This window comes from Sinorhizobium sp. Y406 (assembly GCF_058732025.1).
The window spans coordinates 3,497,153-3,513,310 of record NZ_CM178974.1 but is presented as its reverse complement, the minus strand read 5'-3'; the positions used below and the strand labels follow the sequence as shown (position 1 = coordinate 3,513,310).

Here is a 16,158-nt window from a genome sequence, read left to right as displayed (position 1 = left end):
TCCGATCACCTGGAATCGCGACGGCGAGCATAGCTCGGCACGGACCGCCGCGCGCCTTGGAGAGCAGATGCCGATGCCCATCGTCACGATCAGGAACGCGACCGGCCCGGGCGATGACGCCCAGGGTGTTCGCCGTTCGCTGCCCTCCGTGGGCCCGCGGGCAGTGGCGGTCCAGAAGATCCTCGATGCGCTCGCCCATCACCTTTCCGGCGATCAGGTAGTTTCCAGCGATGCCGTTGCGCGGTTGACCGACGATCTTTCCCGCCTCCTGAAATCGTCGTTCCTGCCCCAGGACAGGGAACTGGCCGCCGCTCGACGGCTGGTGGCGTTCATCGAATCCCTGCCCGCACCTGAACGTCTCGCCGTCGAGAGGGAGCTTTCCCGCAATCCGCTACAACGTCTCGCCGCGGCAGCCCGCGAAGCGGCAAGCGTGCCGCCGGCCGAGCCCGGGGCCGTACCGCCGCTTCCTGCCGAGCGGCCTGCAATTAGAAGCTTGCCCCTGTCGGCGCCGCCGCTGCAGAATCCTGCTGCGCCGGCCTCGACAGCCGACGCGGCCTTGCTGCAGGCGATGTTGAAAAGAACTTTCGGCGCCGATGGCGAGGCCGGAGGAACCGATCCGGCGATCGAAGACCGGCCCGAGCTGAGGCCGGACGCGGCGCGTGCGGGCAGTCCAAAGCCGGAAAATGCCGGCGAGAGCCGCCGGGCTCCGGTCGAAACGCATAGTCCGGCCCCGATTGAAGACGGCCCCACGGAAACGGTGCACAGGATTTTGCCCGGCGATGCCGACAGCAGCGCCCCACGGGCACCGCCAGAGAAGGCCGGCCAGACACCGGCAGCCTCGGGTGGCGACACACCCGTCTCCGATGCAAGGCGGAAGGCCGAAGCGAAGACGGAGCAGGCGCGACACGGTGGGGCGGACCGAGAGCCGGAAGAAGGCCCAGCGGGACCGGATTCGGACGGTACCTACGGGCCGCCGCGGGCCAGGGGGGAAGGCGAGCGGCAACAGGCGCGGCCGTCCGCCGCGCGGAATGGAACGGCAGCCCCCTCGCGCGCGCTCGGCGATGCCGTCAACGCGCTTGCGGGCGAGAGCCCCGCCGACTTGCACAAGCCGGCGGTCGGCGCGCGATCGGAATCGCCGGGTTCCCCCGGCGATCGACGGCACCCGTCAGCGGATCTTCCCACCCAAGAACCGGCGCGGGATAGCGCCATTCGGTCGCGTAGCACGATGGCAGGCGGCGAGCCTTCCGTCGATCCGGACGCGATGGACCGGAACGACCCTCCTTCCCGGGACGGTGCCGCCATCCAGCAGCGTCCGCTGCAGGCGCCCGACGACCCGTCGACGCAGCAGGCGATCGCCCTTCTCGTCGACAGCGGACTTCCCAAAGAAGTCATCCCTTTTGCGCTTGTCCCCTTCCCGCCGACCCAGGCGGAGGCGGAAAATGACAAGCCGGAGCGGGAGCCGCAGGACGAGAGCGATGAGAATGCCGAAGCCGGAGCGGAGGATGGCGGCGAAGGCGACGCCCGTCAGCACGGCGAAGATGATCCGTCGGAAGAGCCGGACGCCGATCCCTACGATCTCTACAGGAAACTCGGCGGCCTCGGTTGAGCATCGTGCTCTGCCCGGTCGCGCAGATCATCCGCGAATCGCGCCGCGTCCCGTCGACCTCATGTCTCCTCAACCGATGCCGAAATCCCCGGGCGCTACGGCAATCCTGTCCGTCGTGTAGTTCCGCCCATGAAAAAACCCGCGGAGATCGCTCTCCGCGGGTTCCATTGCTGTCAGTGCAAGAACGATTATTCGTTGCCCTGGCGGCTCTTGAGGGCCGCACCCAGAATGTCGCCGAGCGAAGCGCCGGAGTCGGACGAACCGAACTGAGCGACGGCTTCCTTCTCTTCCGCGATTTCCAGAGCCTTGATCGACAGCTGGATCTTGCGGTCCTTCTTGGAGAAGTTGGTGACGCGGGCATCGACGGTCTGGCCGACGGAGAAGCGCTCCGGGCGCTGCTCGTCGCGGTCACGCGAGAGATCGGCGCGGCGGATGAAGGCCGTGATGTCCTCGTGGTTGACGAGCTTCACCTCGATGCCGCCATCGTTGACGCCGATGACCTCGGCCGAAACGACGGCGTTCTTGCGCAGTTCTCCGGAAGCGGCAGCTTCACCAACGGCATCGCGGCCGAGCTGCTTGATGCCGAGCGAGATGCGCTCCTTGTCGACGTCCACATCGAGAACGACAGCACGGACGACATCGCCCTTGTTGAATTCCTCAATGACCTGCTCGCCCGGGCGGTTCCAGTCGAGATCGGAGAGGTGGACCATGCCATCGACATCGCCGTCGAGGCCGATGAACAGACCGAACTCGGTCTTGTTCTTGACTTCGCCTTCGACTTCGGTGCCGGCCGGATGGCTATGGGCGAAGGCCTGCCACGGGTTCTCGAGCGTCTGCTTGAGGCCGAGCGAGATGCGGCGCTTGGTCGGGTCGACTTCGAGAACGACCACGTCGACTTCCTGGCTGGTGGACAGGATCTTGCCGGGATGGACGTTCTTCTTGGTCCAGGACATTTCGGAGATGTGGATCAGGCCTTCGATGCCCGGCTCCAGCTCGACGAACGCACCGTAGTCGGTGATGTTCGTGACGGTACCGGTGATCTTCTTGCCGACCGGATACTTCGCACCGATGCCATCCCACGGATCGGACTCGAGCTGCTTCATGCCGAGCGAGATGCGGTGGGTTTCCTGGTTGATGCGGATGATCTGGACCTTGACCTGCTGGCCGATGCTCAGGATCTCCGACGGATGGTTGACGCGGCGCCATGCCATGTCGGTGACGTGCAGCAGGCCGTCGATGCCGCCGAGGTCGACGAACGCACCGTAATCGGTGATGTTCTTGACGACGCCTTCGACAACCTGGCCTTCCTCGAGGTTCTGAACGATCTCAGAACGCTGCTCGGCGCGGGACTCTTCCAGAACCGTGCGGCGCGAAACGACGATGTTGCCGCGGCGCTTGTCCATCTTCAGGATTTCGAAGGGCTGCGGGTTATGCATCAGCGGCGTCACGTCGCGGATCGGACGGATGTCGACCTGCGAACGCGGCAGGAAGGCCACGGCGCCGTCGAGATCGACGGTGAAGCCGCCCTTGACCTGGTTGAAGATGATGCCTTCGACACGCTCGCCGGCTTCGAACTTCACTTCCAGGCGCTGCCAGCTTTCCTCGCGGCGAGCCTTCTCGCGCGAGAGCACGGCTTCGCCGAGCGCGTTTTCGATGCGCTCAACGTAAACTTCGACCTCGTCGCCGACCTTGAGCGCGCCGTCCTTTGCCTTGGCGCCGAATTCCTTCAGCGGCACGCGGCCTTCGACCTTGAGACCGACGTCGACGATGGCGACGTCCTTTTCGATGGCCGTGACGACGCCCTTGGCGACGTAGCCTTCGGCGAGGTCCGTCTTGGCGAAGGACTCTTCCAGAAGTGCTGCGAAATCATCACGGGTGGGGGTGGTTGCAGACATATAATCTCCTGCTGCATCTCGCTTGAGACGCATATGCGCCGGTGGTTCGCGTTGAACGGCCTGAACCCAGTCCGCCCCTTCAACGGGGCTTTCCGGCGCGTGGACGGAATTTCAGGCTTCTTCGGAACATGCCGACCATTCTGTCGAACTGTCGTCACGATCCGGATTCTTGATTTCGCATGATCCGTCCCGAAACCGCGGTAGGGTTTTCGAGATCATGCCGGAAGGCAGTCCGGCCGGGGCCGAGGACGAGGCCTTCCTCAGATATTCTCTTTCAAGGCCGCGTCGATCAGCATTTTCGCCGCCTGGAATGCCGCCTCTATACTCATTTCAGACGTGTCAAGCAAGTGCGCGTCCTCGGCGGGCCTGAGCGGGCTGTCGGTCCGGCCCATGTCGCGCTCATCGCGCCGTTTCACGTCCTCGAAGATGGCGTCATAGTCGGCACTCCCGCCGCCGGCGACGATCTCGTCATAGCGCCGCCTCGCCCGGACTTCGGGCGAGGCGGTGACATAGAGCTTCACCGCCGCATCGGGGCAGACGACGGTGCCGATGTCGCGGCCGTCGAGCACCGTTCCCGGCTCCTTCCGGGAAAAGGCGCGCTGCGCCTCGACCAGCGCCCTGCGCACGGCCGGCATGACGGCGATCTTCGAGGCCGTTTCGCCGATCTCATGGGCCGAAAGCACGGAACGATCGAGCCCGGCAAGCTCCACCTCGCGCGCCGTCTTCTCCGCCACCTCCTCATCGTCGAGCGGCAGTCGCGCATCGAGAAGCGCCTTCGCGGTGGCGCGATAGGTGAGCCCGGTATCGAGATGATGGAAGCCGTATTCCTCGGCGATGCGGCGCGAGAGCGTTCCCTTGCCGGCTGCTGCGGGTCCGTCGATGGCAATCACCAGTGTCATCACCCTGCCTTGGTCTCGGTCTGCTCGATCTTCGCGCCCAGCCCCGTCATCAGGCCCATGAATTCCGGGAAGCTGGTGGCGATCATCGTCGCGTCGTCGACCGTCACTGGATGTTCCGAGGCGAGCCCCAGGACGAGGAAGCTCATGGCGATGCGGTGATCGAGATGGGTTTTCACCTTTTCGCCCGGGGCGTTGCCGAGGCCCTTGCCATCGGGGCGCCCCCGCACCACGAGCGAGGCTTCGCCCTCGTCGCAATCGACGCCGTTGAGCTTCAGGCCATCGGCAACGGCGGAAAGCCTGTCCGATTCCTTGACGCGCAGCTCGTCGAGCCCGTTCATCACCGTGGTGCCCTCGGCAAAGGCGGCGGCGACGGCGAGCACCGGATATTCGTCGATCATCGACGGTGCGCGCTCTTCCGGCACGGTGACCCCCTTCAGTTCGGAATGGCGCACGCGCAGATCCGCGACGTCCTCGCCGCCGGCAAGGCGCTTGTTCATGACCTCGATGTTGGCGCCCATTTCCTGCAGCGTCAGGATCAGGCCGGTACGGGTCGGGTTCATCAGGACGTTGAGAATGGTGACGTCGGAACCCGGAACGATAAGGGCGGCGACCAGCGGAAAGGCGGTCGAGGACGGGTCGCCGGGCACGTCGATCACCTGGCCGGTGAGCCTGCCGCGGCCCTCGAGGCGGATGGTGCGCACGCCCGCCGCATCGGTCTCGACCGAGAGATCGGCGCCGAAGCCCTGGAGCATCTTTTCCGTGTGATCGCGCGTCATCACCGGCTCTATGACGGTTGTGATGCCGGGCGTGTTGAGGCCGGCGAGCAGCACGGCGGACTTCACCTGGGCGGAAGCCATCGGCACGCGATAGGTGATCGGGTTCGGCGTCTTCGGCCCGTGCAGCATCACCGGCAGGCGGTCGCCCTCGGCCGACTTCACCTGCACGCCCATCTCACGCAGCGGATCGAGGACGCGCCCCATCGGCCGCTTCGTAAGCGAGGCGTCGCCGACGAAGGTGGACGCGAAATCATAGACGCCGACCAGGCCCATGGTCAGGCGGCAGCCCGTGCCGGCATTGCCGAAATCGAGCGGCGCTTCCGGCGCGAGCAGCGCCCCGTTTCCGACACCGTCGATGATCCAGGCGTCGCCCTCCTTGCGGATTTTCGCGCCCATGGCCTGCATGGCCTTGCCGGTGTTGATCACGTCCTCGCCTTCGAGCAGGCCGGTGATGCGCGTCTCGCCCGAGGCAAGGCCGCCGAACATGAAGGAGCGATGCGAGATCGACTTGTCGCCGGGGATCCGCACGGTGCCTTTGAGATCGGAAGACTTGCGTGCGGTGGCGGGCCGCGAGCTCTGGCCGTGGGACATGGTGCTTTTTCCTCTAACAGTCCGGCGTGGCGGCGGCCCGCAACCCTGCTGTGATGGCAAAAGGTGGAGCCGCTCCGTCTGGCCGGCTCCGTAACACAAAGCTGAAAATGGGTCATCCTCTCAAGGGGAAGAAATTGCCGTGACGCGACACGGAAGTTTGTCTTTGACAGACGCGGCCAAGACGATTAAGGGGACCGGCTAATCAATCATCAGTTTGATACCTTTCCATCAGCCGGGATTACCGGCAAGTGCCGGCTCGCCGGCCATTCAAGAGGCTTTGACTGTGGCAAAACCGGAACTTGGAACAAAGCGTATCGACCCGGAAACCGGGCGCAAATTTTACGATCTGAACCGTGATCCGATCGTCTCCCCCTATACGGGCAAGTCCTATCCGCTGTCCTTCTTCGAGGAAAGCTCCGTCGCCAAGGTGCTCGAGAAGGAGGAGGAGGAAGACGTCACGGAAGTCGATGCAGAGAACACGGAAGTCGAACTCGTTTCGCTCGAGGATGCCGACGACGAGGCTGCGGGCGGCGACGACCTGCCGGATCTCGGCGATGACGACGTCGAGATCGACAGCGACGACGACGACAGCACGTTCCTTGAGACCGACGACGAGGACGATGATGACGACATGAGCGACATCATCGGCGTCTCCGACGACGACGAAGACGTCTGATCAAGCTCCAGCGATGCGGGCGGCTTCGCCCGCATGCCCTTGACCTAAGGGTCTCAAAAGACGCGTGAAACCGCCCCGCCCGCCGGAACAGCCCGCGGTCGGGGTCAAAGCCGGGGGGACAGAGAAAATCGCACCGGCCTTCAATTTTCGGCTTGCCATCTGCAAAAAGCAGAAGTAATAAGCCGCCACTCGCCGGGCACGATGGCCCGACGATGTTCCCGGACCGGCACAGCCGGACCCTCGATGGGGCTATAGCTCAGCTGGGAGAGCGCTTGCATGGCACGCAGGAGGTCAGCGGTTCGATCCCGCTTAGCTCCACCAAACTCTCTCCCGAGGCGCCTTAACCAACCTGCACCGAGTGCGTGAGACCGGCTGCGGATGTCCTGTGAGGAGCGGACCGCAGAGCCATGCTCGTGCATCGGTCGAGGTTTGCGACCCCGCTGGCGGCCGACAGACGGGCCACTCAGGGCGTTTTCGATCAATATTGGTGCAGGTTGATATATCTCCAGCGCCCGAGCGGACTGCCATCACTCCGTCACAACCGTTGTCGGCTTGCCTTGTTCGCCGATAAAAACCACTAGAATCTTGGTCGGCATGTCGGACGCGTTGAAGGCCTGGTGCTTGCGGTTCTGCGTTTCGATGAATGCCTCACCCGCCTTGTAGCGATGCGGCTCCTTGCCTTCCGTTCTCAATTCCACCTCGCCTTCCATGATATAGACGTACACGGGTACGGGATGTTCGTGCAGGGCGGTCCGTCCGTTCTTTGTCAGCGTACCGATAACGGAGATCACCTCGGGATTTCCGGTGGGGTAGACGATCGGATCATCATCTCTGCTCACGCCCGTCTTGATCAGCGGCTGCGTCTCGAAGCCCTGCGGCAACGGATCGTCTTGAGCAACCGCAGCCGTGACGCCCAGCACAACGAGACATGTTGAAAATGCGCAAGATCGTTTCATCGGTTTCCCTCCCTGTGGCACCATCGTCATATTAAGACACGCGGGCGGCATGGGGCAGACACCAAGGTAACTGCATGCCGGGTGACAATTCGTTCTCCGGTCGATTTTCCGGAATTTTAACCATCCGCCCCCGAAGAACGGCTTTATGTTCCTCGCTTCGAAAATCTTCTGGCTCGTCGCCCAGCCGCTTTCCTTCGCCTTCTTCAGCCTGCTGATCGGCCTGCTGCTGACCTTCGCCCGTCTTCGGCGAACCAGCGGCGCCTTGAGCGTGCTCGGGCTTCTCGTGCTGTTCTTGACCCTGTTCACGAGCACGGGCTCCTATTTCTTGCAGATCCTGGAGGACCGGTTTCCCCGCCCCTCGCCGCCGCGGGAACTCTCCTGCATCATCGTGCTTGGCGGGGCCTTCGAGAACGAGGTGATGGCGGGACGCGGCGGCCTGGAGTTCAACCAGGCGGGCGATCGCTTCGTCGAGACGGTCAGGCTCGCCAGGACCTATCCGGCGGCACGCGTTCTGGTCTCAGGCGGCGACGGATCGTTCAGCGGGACTTATGAGGGCGATGCGAGGGCGTCGGAAGCCTTCTTTGCGGCTTTCGGCATCCGGCCGGAGCGTCTGATCCGCGAGGAAGAATCGCGCACGACCTTCGAGAACGCGGCGAACACGAAGGACCTGCTCGCCGCCCATCGGCTTGAGAACTGCGCGCTCGTCACCTCCGCCTTCCACATGCCCCGTTCGGTCGGCCTGTTCCGCAGGCTCGGGGTAGATGTCATGCCCTGGCCGACGGACTACCGCACCAGCGGCAAGGTTCGGCTCGGCTTTGATTTCACCCAGCCCTCGCTCAATGCCCAATTGACGACCACCGCGGCGCGCGAATGGATCGGCCTGATCGGCTACTACTTGACCGGCCGAACGCCGACGGTCCTGCCGGATTCGGGTTGATGGCAGCCATTGACGAGAGGAGGCAAGCTGCGCCAGCCTGCAACTCACCCACCATGACGCGGGGAGCCCGATGCCGATTCTTGAATTTCTCGACTATGCCGGAGTCGCCGTCTTTGCGGCGACCGGCGCACTGTCGGCTTCGCGCAAGCAGCTCGACATCATAGGCTATATCTTCCTGGCTTCGGTGACCGGCATCGGCGGCGGTACGATGCGCGACGTCGTCCTTGGCGCCACTCCCGTGTTCTGGGCGGTCAACCCGGCCTATCTCGTCGTCTGCGCCGTGGTCGGCCTTCTCGTCTTCTTCGGGGCCCACCGTCTGGAGTCGCGCTACCGGATGCTCGTCTGGCTCGATGCGATCGGCCTTTCGGCCTATTGCGTCATGGGCGCGGCAAAGGGGCTCGCGGCCACCGGTTCGCCGATCGTCGCGCTGGTGACCGGCATGCTGACGGCAACCTTCGGCGGGATCCTGCGTGATCTCCTCGCCGGCGAGCCTTCGGTGCTGCTCCGGCCAGAGATCTACGTCACCGCGGCGCTCGTCGGTGCCGGCGGTTTCGTGCTGGCGACGATCGCCGGACTGCCTCTCGCGGCAAGCTCGGCGCTCGGCGTGGCCGCCGCCTTTGCCGTGCGCGGCGGGGCGCTTCGATACGGCTGGACGCTGCCGACCGGCAAGGCGGGGCCGGGCCGCGACCCGAACGAGGTGATGTGATAATGAAAGGTCAGCCGCTCAGCAGCGGGATTTGCGGCGCAGGCGGATCACCACATCGACATGGGAGATTTCCATGCCTTCCGGCGCCTCGGGCAGATTGTCGATCTGGATGTTGCTCACCGGAATGTCGAGGACCTCGTTCTCGCCTTCGACGAAGAAATGGTGGTGGTCCGAGACATTGGTATCGAAATAGGTCTTCGCGCTCTCGACGGCGAGAACGCGGATCATTCCCGCCTCGGTGAACTGGTGCAGGGTGTTGTAGACGGTCGCGAGCGATACCGGGACGCCGGCGACGACCGCCTCCTCATGCAGTTCCTCCACCGTCAGGTGGCGGTCGCCCTTGGCGAAGATGAGATCGGCAAGCGCCACGCGCTGGCGCGTCGGACGCAAGCCCGATTTGCGCAGCCTCTCCTGCGAGGATATCTCCATTGCTTTCGTCATACGGCAACCGTTCCGATATTCCTGCTTGAGGACCATGGACCATCAGCTTGCGATATAACTTCTAGCGCCGTTGCTTTCAATAGATTCTAGGCCGGAAGTAGCGCGCAAAGGCCTGAAAATCGGGCCAAAGCGGGGGAAGGCTGGCATTTAACTCTGGCCGTGGCCACATTCATACTGTAAGCGACGGCGGAACGATATCGCCACAGGGAGCGAAATGGAGGACAATGCCAAAGCGGTTTTCCAAACCGCAATGTCGCTCTACTTGAAAGAACGTGACAAACTGCAGTCACCGACGGGCTGCGCTTCAATTCGGGCCGCGCTTGCTCTAAAGCAGGCAGACAACACTTGAGACACGCGGGGAAACAACCTTTCATGACCACCAGACAATCCAGCTTCAGCTATGAGGAAATCCTGACCTGCGGCCGAGGCGAAATGTTTGGCCCCGGCAATGCACAGCTGCCGCTGCCGCCGATGCTGATGTTCAACCGCATCACCGATATTTCGGAGACCGGCGGTCCGCACGACAAGGGCTATGTGCGTGCCGAGTTCGACATCACGCCGGATCTGTGGTTCTTCCCCTGCCATTTCATGGGCGATCCCGTCATGCCGGGCTGCCTCGGCCTCGATGCCATGTGGCAATTGACCGGCTTCTTTCTCGGCTGGCTCGGCGAACTCGGCAAGGGCCGTGCCATCTCCACCGGCGAGGTGAAGTTCACCGGCATGGTGACGCCGAAGACCAAGCTGGTCGAATACGGCATCGACTTCAAGCGCGTGATGCGCGGCCGGCTGGTGCTCGGCATCGCCGATGGCTGGATGAAGGCCGACAGCGAAGTGATCTACAGGGCTACCGACCTCAGGGTCGGCCTTTTCCAGGAAAAGGCCGATTGAACTGCGGGCCCTGACCCGCACGGATCCAACCGAAGAAAAGGTCATCAATTATGAGACGGGTTGTTGTAACGGGCCTCGGCATCGTTTCCTCGATCGGTAACAATGCAGACGAAGTCACCGCGTCGCTGCGCGAGGCGAAGTCGGGCATCACGTTTTCTCCGGATTTCGCCGAACACGGTTTCAAATGCCAGGTCTGGGGTCGGCCGACGCTCGATCCAACCGACCACGTCGACCGGCGCGCCATGCGCTTCCTGTCGCAGGCCGGCGCCTGGAATCATGTGGCGATGAAGCAGGCGATCGCGGATGCCGGCCTGGAAGCTGCCGACATTACAGATGAGCGCACCGGCATCATCATGGGCTCGGGCGGCGCCTCGACGCGCACCATCGTCGAAGCGGCCGAGATCACCCGCAAGAACGGGAGCCCCAAGCGCATCGGCCCCTTCGCCGTGCCGAAGGCCATGTCCTCGACGGCCTCCGCGACGCTTGCGACTTGGTTCCAGATCCATGGCGTCAACTACTCGATCTCATCGGCCTGCTCGACCTCGGCGCATTGCATCGGCAATGCGGCGGAGATGATCCAGTGGGGCAAGCAGGACGTGATGTTCGCGGGCGGCCATGAAGACCTCGACTGGACCATGTCCAACCTCTTCGACGCGATGGGCGCGATGTCCTCGAACTTCAACGACACGCCGGCAAGCGCCTCGCGCGCCTATGACGCCGACCGCGACGGTTTTGTCATTGCCGGCGGCGCAGGGGTGGTGGTACTCGAGGAACTGGAGCGGGCAAAGGCTCGCGGCGCCAAGATCTATGGTGAACTCGTCGGCTACGGCGCGACCTCCGACGGCTACGACATGGTCGCCCCCTCCGGCGAAGGCGCCGTGCGCTGCATGCGCCAGGCGCTCGCGACCGTGAAGGGCGAGGTCGATTACATCAACACCCACGGCACGTCGACGCCGGTCGGCGACCAGAAGGAAATCGGCGCCATTCGCGAGGTTTTCGGCGACAGAATTCCGCACATCCAATCGACCAAGTCGCTCACCGGCCACTCGCTCGGTGCGGCCGGCGTACAGGAATCGATCTACGGTCTGCTGATGATGCAGGCCGGCTTCATCGGCGAAAGCGCCCATATCCGCGAACTGGACCCGGAATTCGAAGGCGTGCCGATCGTGCGTGAGCGGATCGACAATGCCAAGATCGACACGGTTCTTTCGAACTCCTTCGGCTTCGGCGGCACGAACGCAACGCTCGTGTTCCAGCGCTACAACGGATAACAGCATGAACGGACTGATGAACGGAAAGCGCGGCCTCATCATGGGTGTGGCCAACAATCATTCCATTGCCTGGGGGATTGCGAAAACGCTGGCAGCGCAGGGTGCGGAACTGGCCTTCACCTATCAGGGCGAGGCGCTCGGCAAACGCGTGAAGCCGCTGGCGGCCGAACTCGACTCCGACTTCCTGCTGCCCTGCGACGTCGAGGACATCGCCACGGTCGATGCCGCCATCGCCGCGATCAAGGAGCGCTGGGGCAAGCTGGACTTCATCGTCCATGCCATCGGCTTCTCCGACAAGAGCGAGCTCAAGGGACTCTATGCGGACACGACCCGGGAAAATTTCAGCCGCACCATGGTGATCTCCTGCTTCTCCTTCACGGAGATCGCCAGGCGTGCCGCCGATCTGATGAGCGCGGGCGGCACCATGCTGACGCTAACCTATGGCGGCTCGGTGCGGGTCATGCCGAACTACAATGTGATGGGCGTCGCCAAGGCTGCACTCGAGGCCTCGGTGCGCTATCTCGCCGCCGATTACGGCGTCCGCGGCATCCGCGTCAACGCAATCTCCGCCGGCCCGATCCGCACGCTCGCCGGCGCCGGCATCTCCGACGCGCGCGCCATGCTTTCCTGGCAACAGAAGAACTCGCCGCTGCGCCGCACCGTCACGATCGACGACGTCGGCAGCTCGGCGCTCTACCTTCTCTCGGACCTCTCCCGCGGCGTGACCGGCGAGATCCATTACGTGGATTCGGGCTACAACATCACCTCCATGCCGACGCTGGACACGCTCAGGATCGCCGACGCGGAGTGACACCGCCGGGCGAGATTCGCACCAGCGGCTCACAATGGGCGGATGGAGGGCGAGCCGAAAAGCCGCTCAGCGCTTCGCCCAGAGCACCTTGAAGCGCGCATTGCGGCAGGTTTCGCCGCTTTCCCTGAAACCTTCCGACAGGACCTGTTCGTAGGGCAGGCCGCGATTGGCGACCAGCAGCAGGCGGCCGCCCTGCTTCAAGGCCTTGGCGGCGGCCCCGATCATGGCCGCGCCAAGCGCCGGTTCCGCCGCATGCCCTTCGTGGAAGGGTGGGTTCATGACGATCAGGTCGTACTTGTCGCGCGTCTCCTCGGCCGTCAGGTCGTGCCAGTAGAAGCGCGCCGGCGTCGAGGGCGCGTTCGCCGTCATATTGGCCCGTGCGGCCTCCAGCGCCTCGTAATCCGCTTCGAAGAGATCAATGCCCTTGAGACCCGGGGACGCCTCGGCGAGCTTGACCGAAAGATAGCCCCAGCCGGCTCCGAAATCCGCCGCATGTCCGGTGAAATCGCGCGGCAAGCGCGACGCGAGCAACTCCGAGCCGGCATCGACGCGGTCATGCGAGAACATGCCGGGCGCGGCCTCGAACAGGCTTTCGATGTGCACCGGCGCTTTCGTGAGCCTGGAGACGGCTTCTGAAACGTCCTCGGGGCGCGTGAACCAGAAGGCGACGCCATGGTATTTCGGCATGGAATCGCCATCCCAGCCTAACTTGCCGATCTTCTTGCGCAGCGGCTGGATGCCATCCTCCTTGCCGCCGGCGACGACCACCAACGCGCCGGCGCGGGTGCGCTTCAGCGCCTCGGCGATCCTGTTCTCGTTCTCGCCTTTGTGCTTGCCGCAGAGCACCAGCGCCAGGTCGTAGTCCTCACCCGCGGCGACGGGCGCAACGTCGATGCGGGCGGCCGCCAAGGCGCGATAGAGCGGCCGCAGCGGCTGCACGGCGGCGATCGATCCGGCGAAGCCTTCCGGCAGTCGGTAACCGGCCTCGGCGCCGAGGAACAGAACGCGCTCGTCTTCGCCCGGCGGGTCGATGATGCCTGTGTCGAAGGGATGGAAGAGGGTTTTCAGCGCGTCACGGCTCATGGGGGTGGATTCCGGTTTCAAGGTCAGCGGAGGAACCCCTCCCCACAAGGGGGAGGGGCTTACCTGTCGCACCGCCTCTCCATTCCTCAACGGCTCCCCGATTTCGGAGGTGCAGATGGCGGCAGGCGGGTGCAGCACTGAGTCCCTCCCACTATGTGGGGAGGGGTTGGGGAGGGGTCTCATAACGGCGGAAACGGGCGTGGCCCCGCACTTGCGCACGGAGCCACGCTCGCATTCTTGCGGCAATGCCGGCTTATTCGGCCGCTTCGCCACCATCCTTCTTCTCGGCGACGATCTCCTTGCCAGTCGTCTGGTCGACGACCTTCATGGAGAGGCGGACCTTGCCGCGCTCGTCGAAGCCCATCAGCTTGACCCAGACCTTGTCGCCTTCCTTGACGACGTCGGTCGTCTTGGCGACGCGCTCGGAGGCGAGCTGAGAGATGTGGACGAGGCCGTCGCGGGCGCCGAAGAAATTGACGAAGGCGCCGAAGTCGGCGGTCTTCACGACCGTGCCCTCGTAGACCTGGCCGACTTCCGGCTCGGCAACGATCGAGTGGATCCACTTGCGGGCGGCCTCGATCTCCTTCGAAGAGGCCGAGGCGATCTTGACCGTGCCGTCGTCCTCGATGTTGATCTTGGCGCCGGTCTTCTCGACGATCTCGCGGATGACCTTGCCGCCGGATCCGATGACTTCGCGGATCTTGTCGACCGGGATGTTCATGACTTCGATGCGCGGCGCGAACTCACCGAGCTGACCGCGACTTTCGGAGATCGCCTTGGCCATTTCGCCGAGGATGTGAACGCGACCGGACTTCGCCTGGTCGAGCGCGACCTTCATGATCTCCTCGGTAATCCCGGCGATCTTGATGTCCATCTGCAGCGAGGTGATGCCAGATTCGGTGCCCGCGACCTTGAAGTCCATGTCGCCGAGATGATCCTCGTCGCCGAGGATGTCCGAGAGAACGGCGAAACGCTCGTCTTCCTTGATCAGGCCCATGGCAATGCCGGCAACGGGCTTGGCGAGCGGCACGCCGGCATCCATCAGCGCCAGCGAGGTGCCGCAGACGGTCGCCATCGAGGACGAGCCGTTCGATTCGGTGATCTCGGAGACGACGCGCAGCGTGTAGGGGAATTGCTCAGCCGTCGGCAGCATCGGGTGGATGGCGCGCCAGGCGAGCTTGCCGTGACCGATCTCGCGGCGGCCCGGAGAGCCGAGGCGCCCCGTTTCGCCGACCGAGAAGGGCGGGAAGTTGTAATGCAGCATGAAGTTTTCCTTGTACATGCCGGTCAAGGAATCCACATACTGCTCGTCTTCACCGGTACCGAGCGTGGCAACCACGATTGCCTGCGTCTCTCCGCGGGTGAAGAGTGCGGAGCCGTGGGTGCGCGGCAGGAGCCCGACTTCGGCGACGATCGGGCGAACGGTTACGAGATCGCGGCCGTCGATGCGGCTCTGCGTATCGAGGATGTTCCAACGGACGATCTTGGCTTGCAGGTGCTTGAACACCTGAGCGATCTCTTCCGCGGTATGGCCGGGGTTTTCGACGCCCTCCGGCAGGAAATGTTCCTTTACCTTCGCCTTGACGGCATCGACGGCGGCGTAGCGCGCAGTCTTCTCGGTAATCTTGTAGGCGTTGCGCAGTTCGGCCTCGGCAAGTTCGAGCATGGCGTTTTCGAGCGCGGAATGGTCTTCCGGATCGAATTCGCGCGGCTCCTTGGCGGCGACTTCGGCAAGCTTGACGATCGCGTCGATCACCGGCTGGAAGCCCTTGTGGCCAAACATGACGGCGCCGAGCATCACGTCCTCGGGCAGTTCCTTCGCTTCCGACTCGACCATCAGCACGGCGTCCTGGGTGCCGGCGACGATGAGGTCGAGCGTGGACTCGTCCATCTCGTCGAGATGCGGGTTCAGGACGTATTCGCCGTTGATGTAACCGACGCGGGCGCCGCCGACCGGGCCCATGAAGGGAACGCCGGAAAGCGTCAGCGCAGCGGAGGCGGCGACCATCGACACGACGTCCGGATTGTTCTCCAGGTCATGCTGCATGACGGTGATGATGACCTGCGTGTCGTTCTTGTAGCCTTCGGGGAAAAGCGGGCGGATCGGACGGTCGATCAGGCGCGAAACAAGCGTCTCGTTCTCCGACGGGCGGCCTTCGCGCTTGAAGTAACCGCCGGGGATCTTGCCGGCGGCATAGGTCTTTTCCTGATAGTTGACGGTCAGGGGAAAGAAATCCTGGCCGGGCTTCGGCGCCTTGGCCGAAACGACGGTGGCAAGCACGACGGTTTCGCCGTAGGTGGCGAGAACGGCACCGTCGGCCTGGCGGGCGATCTTGCCGGTTTCGAGCTTGAGCGGACGCCCAGCCCATTCGATTTCTACCTTGTGGGTCTCGAACATGTTCTGTCCTTCGTGTGCGGGAGAGCGTCCGCGGCCACTGCGGCGCGGGCGATCTCAATGCCGCTTATGGCGCATCACGGGCAAGACAACGGGAGGCTTCTGATAAGACCGGCCGCTCGCCGCCTGCTGCGCACCCGCAGGGAAGCGCCTCGGCAAGCAGGCGCCGAAGCATCCTGCAATCCTGCCCCATGACGGGCCATCGGTTGATCCGCGATACCGGCCCA

At 63.9% G+C, this 16,158-nt stretch carries 14 protein-coding genes and 1 tRNA gene; 8 read left to right on the top strand and 7 right to left on the bottom strand.

Going from position 1 to position 16,158, the window contains the following annotated elements; genetic code table 11:
- Positions 1-67 precede the first annotated feature (67 nt).
- Positions 68-1,606 carry a hypothetical protein gene (locus AC4P1R_RS16475; protein WP_492177212.1) on the top strand — a complete coding sequence of 513 codons (1,539 nt, stop codon included), beginning with the start codon at positions 68-70 and terminating at the stop codon, positions 1,604-1,606.
- 188 nt (positions 1,607-1,794) lie between these two features.
- Here AC4P1R_RS16475 and rpsA read toward each other — a convergent pair whose 3' ends face one another.
- The 3 genes from rpsA to aroA all read right to left on the bottom strand — a co-directional run bounded on the left by rpsA (position 1,795) and on the right by aroA (position 5,767).
- Positions 1,795-3,501 carry a 30S ribosomal protein S1 gene (gene rpsA / locus AC4P1R_RS16470; RefSeq protein ID WP_069459853.1) on the bottom strand — a complete coding sequence of 569 codons (1,707 nt, stop codon included), beginning with the start codon at positions 3,499-3,501 and terminating at the stop codon, positions 1,795-1,797.
- Between the two features lie 260 nt (positions 3,502-3,761).
- Complete coding sequence (gene cmk / locus AC4P1R_RS16465) at positions 3,762-4,400, bottom strand: (d)CMP kinase (RefSeq protein ID WP_492177211.1); 639 nt, start codon at positions 4,398-4,400, stop codon at positions 3,762-3,764.
- Positions 4,400-5,767: a 3-phosphoshikimate 1-carboxyvinyltransferase gene (aroA, locus tag AC4P1R_RS16460; RefSeq protein ID WP_151611883.1), complete on the bottom strand. Its 1,368-nt coding sequence runs from the start codon at positions 5,765-5,767 to the stop codon at positions 4,400-4,402. Before aroA ends, cmk begins: the two co-directional genes overlap by 1 nt.
- A 283-nt stretch (positions 5,768-6,050) precedes the next feature.
- On the opposite strand from aroA, the gene AC4P1R_RS16455 reads away from it, so the two are divergent.
- The gene (locus AC4P1R_RS16455) at positions 6,051-6,443 is read left to right on the top strand and encodes a TIGR02300 family protein (protein ID WP_069460030.1); all 393 of its coding nucleotides are present in this window, start codon (positions 6,051-6,053) and stop codon (positions 6,441-6,443) included.
- Positions 6,444-6,688: 245 nt separating this feature from the next.
- Positions 6,689-6,764 (top strand) — tRNA-Ala (locus AC4P1R_RS16450).
- Between the two features lie 206 nt (positions 6,765-6,970).
- Here AC4P1R_RS16450 and AC4P1R_RS16445 read toward each other — a convergent pair.
- Entirely contained in the window at positions 6,971-7,363 is a 393-nt protein-coding gene (locus AC4P1R_RS16445) for a cupin domain-containing protein (protein ID WP_492177210.1), read from the bottom strand.
- 181 nt (positions 7,364-7,544) lie between these two features.
- On the opposite strand from AC4P1R_RS16445, the gene AC4P1R_RS16440 reads away from it, so the two are divergent.
- Positions 7,545-8,336 (top strand): YdcF family protein, encoded by a 792-nt coding sequence (locus AC4P1R_RS16440; RefSeq protein ID WP_069459857.1) that lies wholly within the window; start codon positions 7,545-7,547, stop codon positions 8,334-8,336.
- 70 nt (positions 8,337-8,406) lie between these two features.
- Complete coding sequence (locus AC4P1R_RS16435) at positions 8,407-9,042, top strand: trimeric intracellular cation channel family protein (protein ID WP_069459858.1); 636 nt, start codon at positions 8,407-8,409, stop codon at positions 9,040-9,042.
- Between the two features lie 18 nt (positions 9,043-9,060).
- Here AC4P1R_RS16435 and irrA read toward each other — a convergent pair whose 3' ends face one another.
- Complete coding sequence (gene irrA, locus AC4P1R_RS16430) at positions 9,061-9,483, bottom strand: iron response transcriptional regulator IrrA (protein ID WP_069460031.1); 423 nt, start codon at positions 9,481-9,483, stop codon at positions 9,061-9,063.
- Between the two features lie 372 nt (positions 9,484-9,855).
- On the opposite strand from irrA, the gene fabA reads away from it, so the two are divergent.
- The 3 genes from fabA to fabI are packed head-to-tail and all read left to right on the top strand — an operon-like array spanning position 9,856 to position 12,453.
- Entirely contained in the window at positions 9,856-10,371 is a 516-nt protein-coding gene (gene fabA, locus AC4P1R_RS16425) for a 3-hydroxyacyl-[acyl-carrier-protein] dehydratase FabA (RefSeq protein ID WP_069459859.1), read from the top strand.
- Positions 10,372-10,421: 50 nt separating this feature from the next.
- On the top strand, positions 10,422-11,642 hold the full coding sequence (gene fabB / locus AC4P1R_RS16420) for a beta-ketoacyl-ACP synthase I (RefSeq protein WP_069459860.1): 1,221 nt from the start codon (positions 10,422-10,424) through the stop codon (positions 11,640-11,642).
- Between the two features lie 4 nt (positions 11,643-11,646).
- Positions 11,647-12,453: an enoyl-ACP reductase FabI gene (fabI, locus tag AC4P1R_RS16415; protein WP_069459861.1), complete on the top strand. Its 807-nt coding sequence runs from the start codon at positions 11,647-11,649 to the stop codon at positions 12,451-12,453.
- Between the two features lie 66 nt (positions 12,454-12,519).
- Here fabI and AC4P1R_RS16410 read toward each other — a convergent pair whose 3' ends face one another.
- Positions 12,520-13,536 carry a class I SAM-dependent methyltransferase gene (locus AC4P1R_RS16410; protein ID WP_069459862.1) on the bottom strand — a complete coding sequence of 339 codons (1,017 nt, stop codon included), beginning with the start codon at positions 13,534-13,536 and terminating at the stop codon, positions 12,520-12,522.
- Between the two features lie 253 nt (positions 13,537-13,789).
- The gene (gene pnp / locus AC4P1R_RS16405; RefSeq protein ID WP_069459863.1) at positions 13,790-15,934 is read right to left on the bottom strand and encodes a polyribonucleotide nucleotidyltransferase; all 2,145 of its coding nucleotides are present in this window, start codon (positions 15,932-15,934) and stop codon (positions 13,790-13,792) included.
- Positions 15,935-16,158: the final 224 nt, after the last annotated feature.

Bases quoted from the DNA above. Each gene is read 5' to 3' on its own strand.
- AC4P1R_RS16475 (WP_492177212.1), top strand. From the start codon at position 68: ATGCCGATGCCCATCGTCACGATCAGGAACGCGACCGGCCCGGGCGAT.
- rpsA (WP_069459853.1), bottom strand. From the start codon at position 3,501: ATGTCTGCAACCACCCCCACCCGTGATGATTTCGCAGCACTTCTGGAA.
- cmk (WP_492177211.1), bottom strand. From the start codon at position 4,400: ATGACACTGGTGATTGCCATCGACGGACCCGCAGCAGCCGGCAAGGGA.
- aroA (WP_151611883.1), bottom strand. From the start codon at position 5,767: ATGTCCCACGGCCAGAGCTCGCGGCCCGCCACCGCACGCAAGTCTTCC.
- AC4P1R_RS16440 (WP_069459857.1), top strand. From the start codon at position 7,545: ATGTTCCTCGCTTCGAAAATCTTCTGGCTCGTCGCCCAGCCGCTTTCC.
- AC4P1R_RS16435 (WP_069459858.1), top strand. From the start codon at position 8,407: ATGCCGATTCTTGAATTTCTCGACTATGCCGGAGTCGCCGTCTTTGCG.
- irrA (WP_069460031.1), bottom strand. From the start codon at position 9,483: ATGACGAAAGCAATGGAGATATCCTCGCAGGAGAGGCTGCGCAAATCG.
- fabA (WP_069459859.1), top strand. From the start codon at position 9,856: ATGACCACCAGACAATCCAGCTTCAGCTATGAGGAAATCCTGACCTGC.
- fabB (WP_069459860.1), top strand. From the start codon at position 10,422: ATGAGACGGGTTGTTGTAACGGGCCTCGGCATCGTTTCCTCGATCGGT.
- fabI (WP_069459861.1), top strand. From the start codon at position 11,647: ATGAACGGACTGATGAACGGAAAGCGCGGCCTCATCATGGGTGTGGCC.
- AC4P1R_RS16410 (WP_069459862.1), bottom strand. From the start codon at position 13,536: ATGAGCCGTGACGCGCTGAAAACCCTCTTCCATCCCTTCGACACAGGC.
- pnp (WP_069459863.1), bottom strand. From the start codon at position 15,934: ATGTTCGAGACCCACAAGGTAGAAATCGAATGGGCTGGGCGTCCGCTC.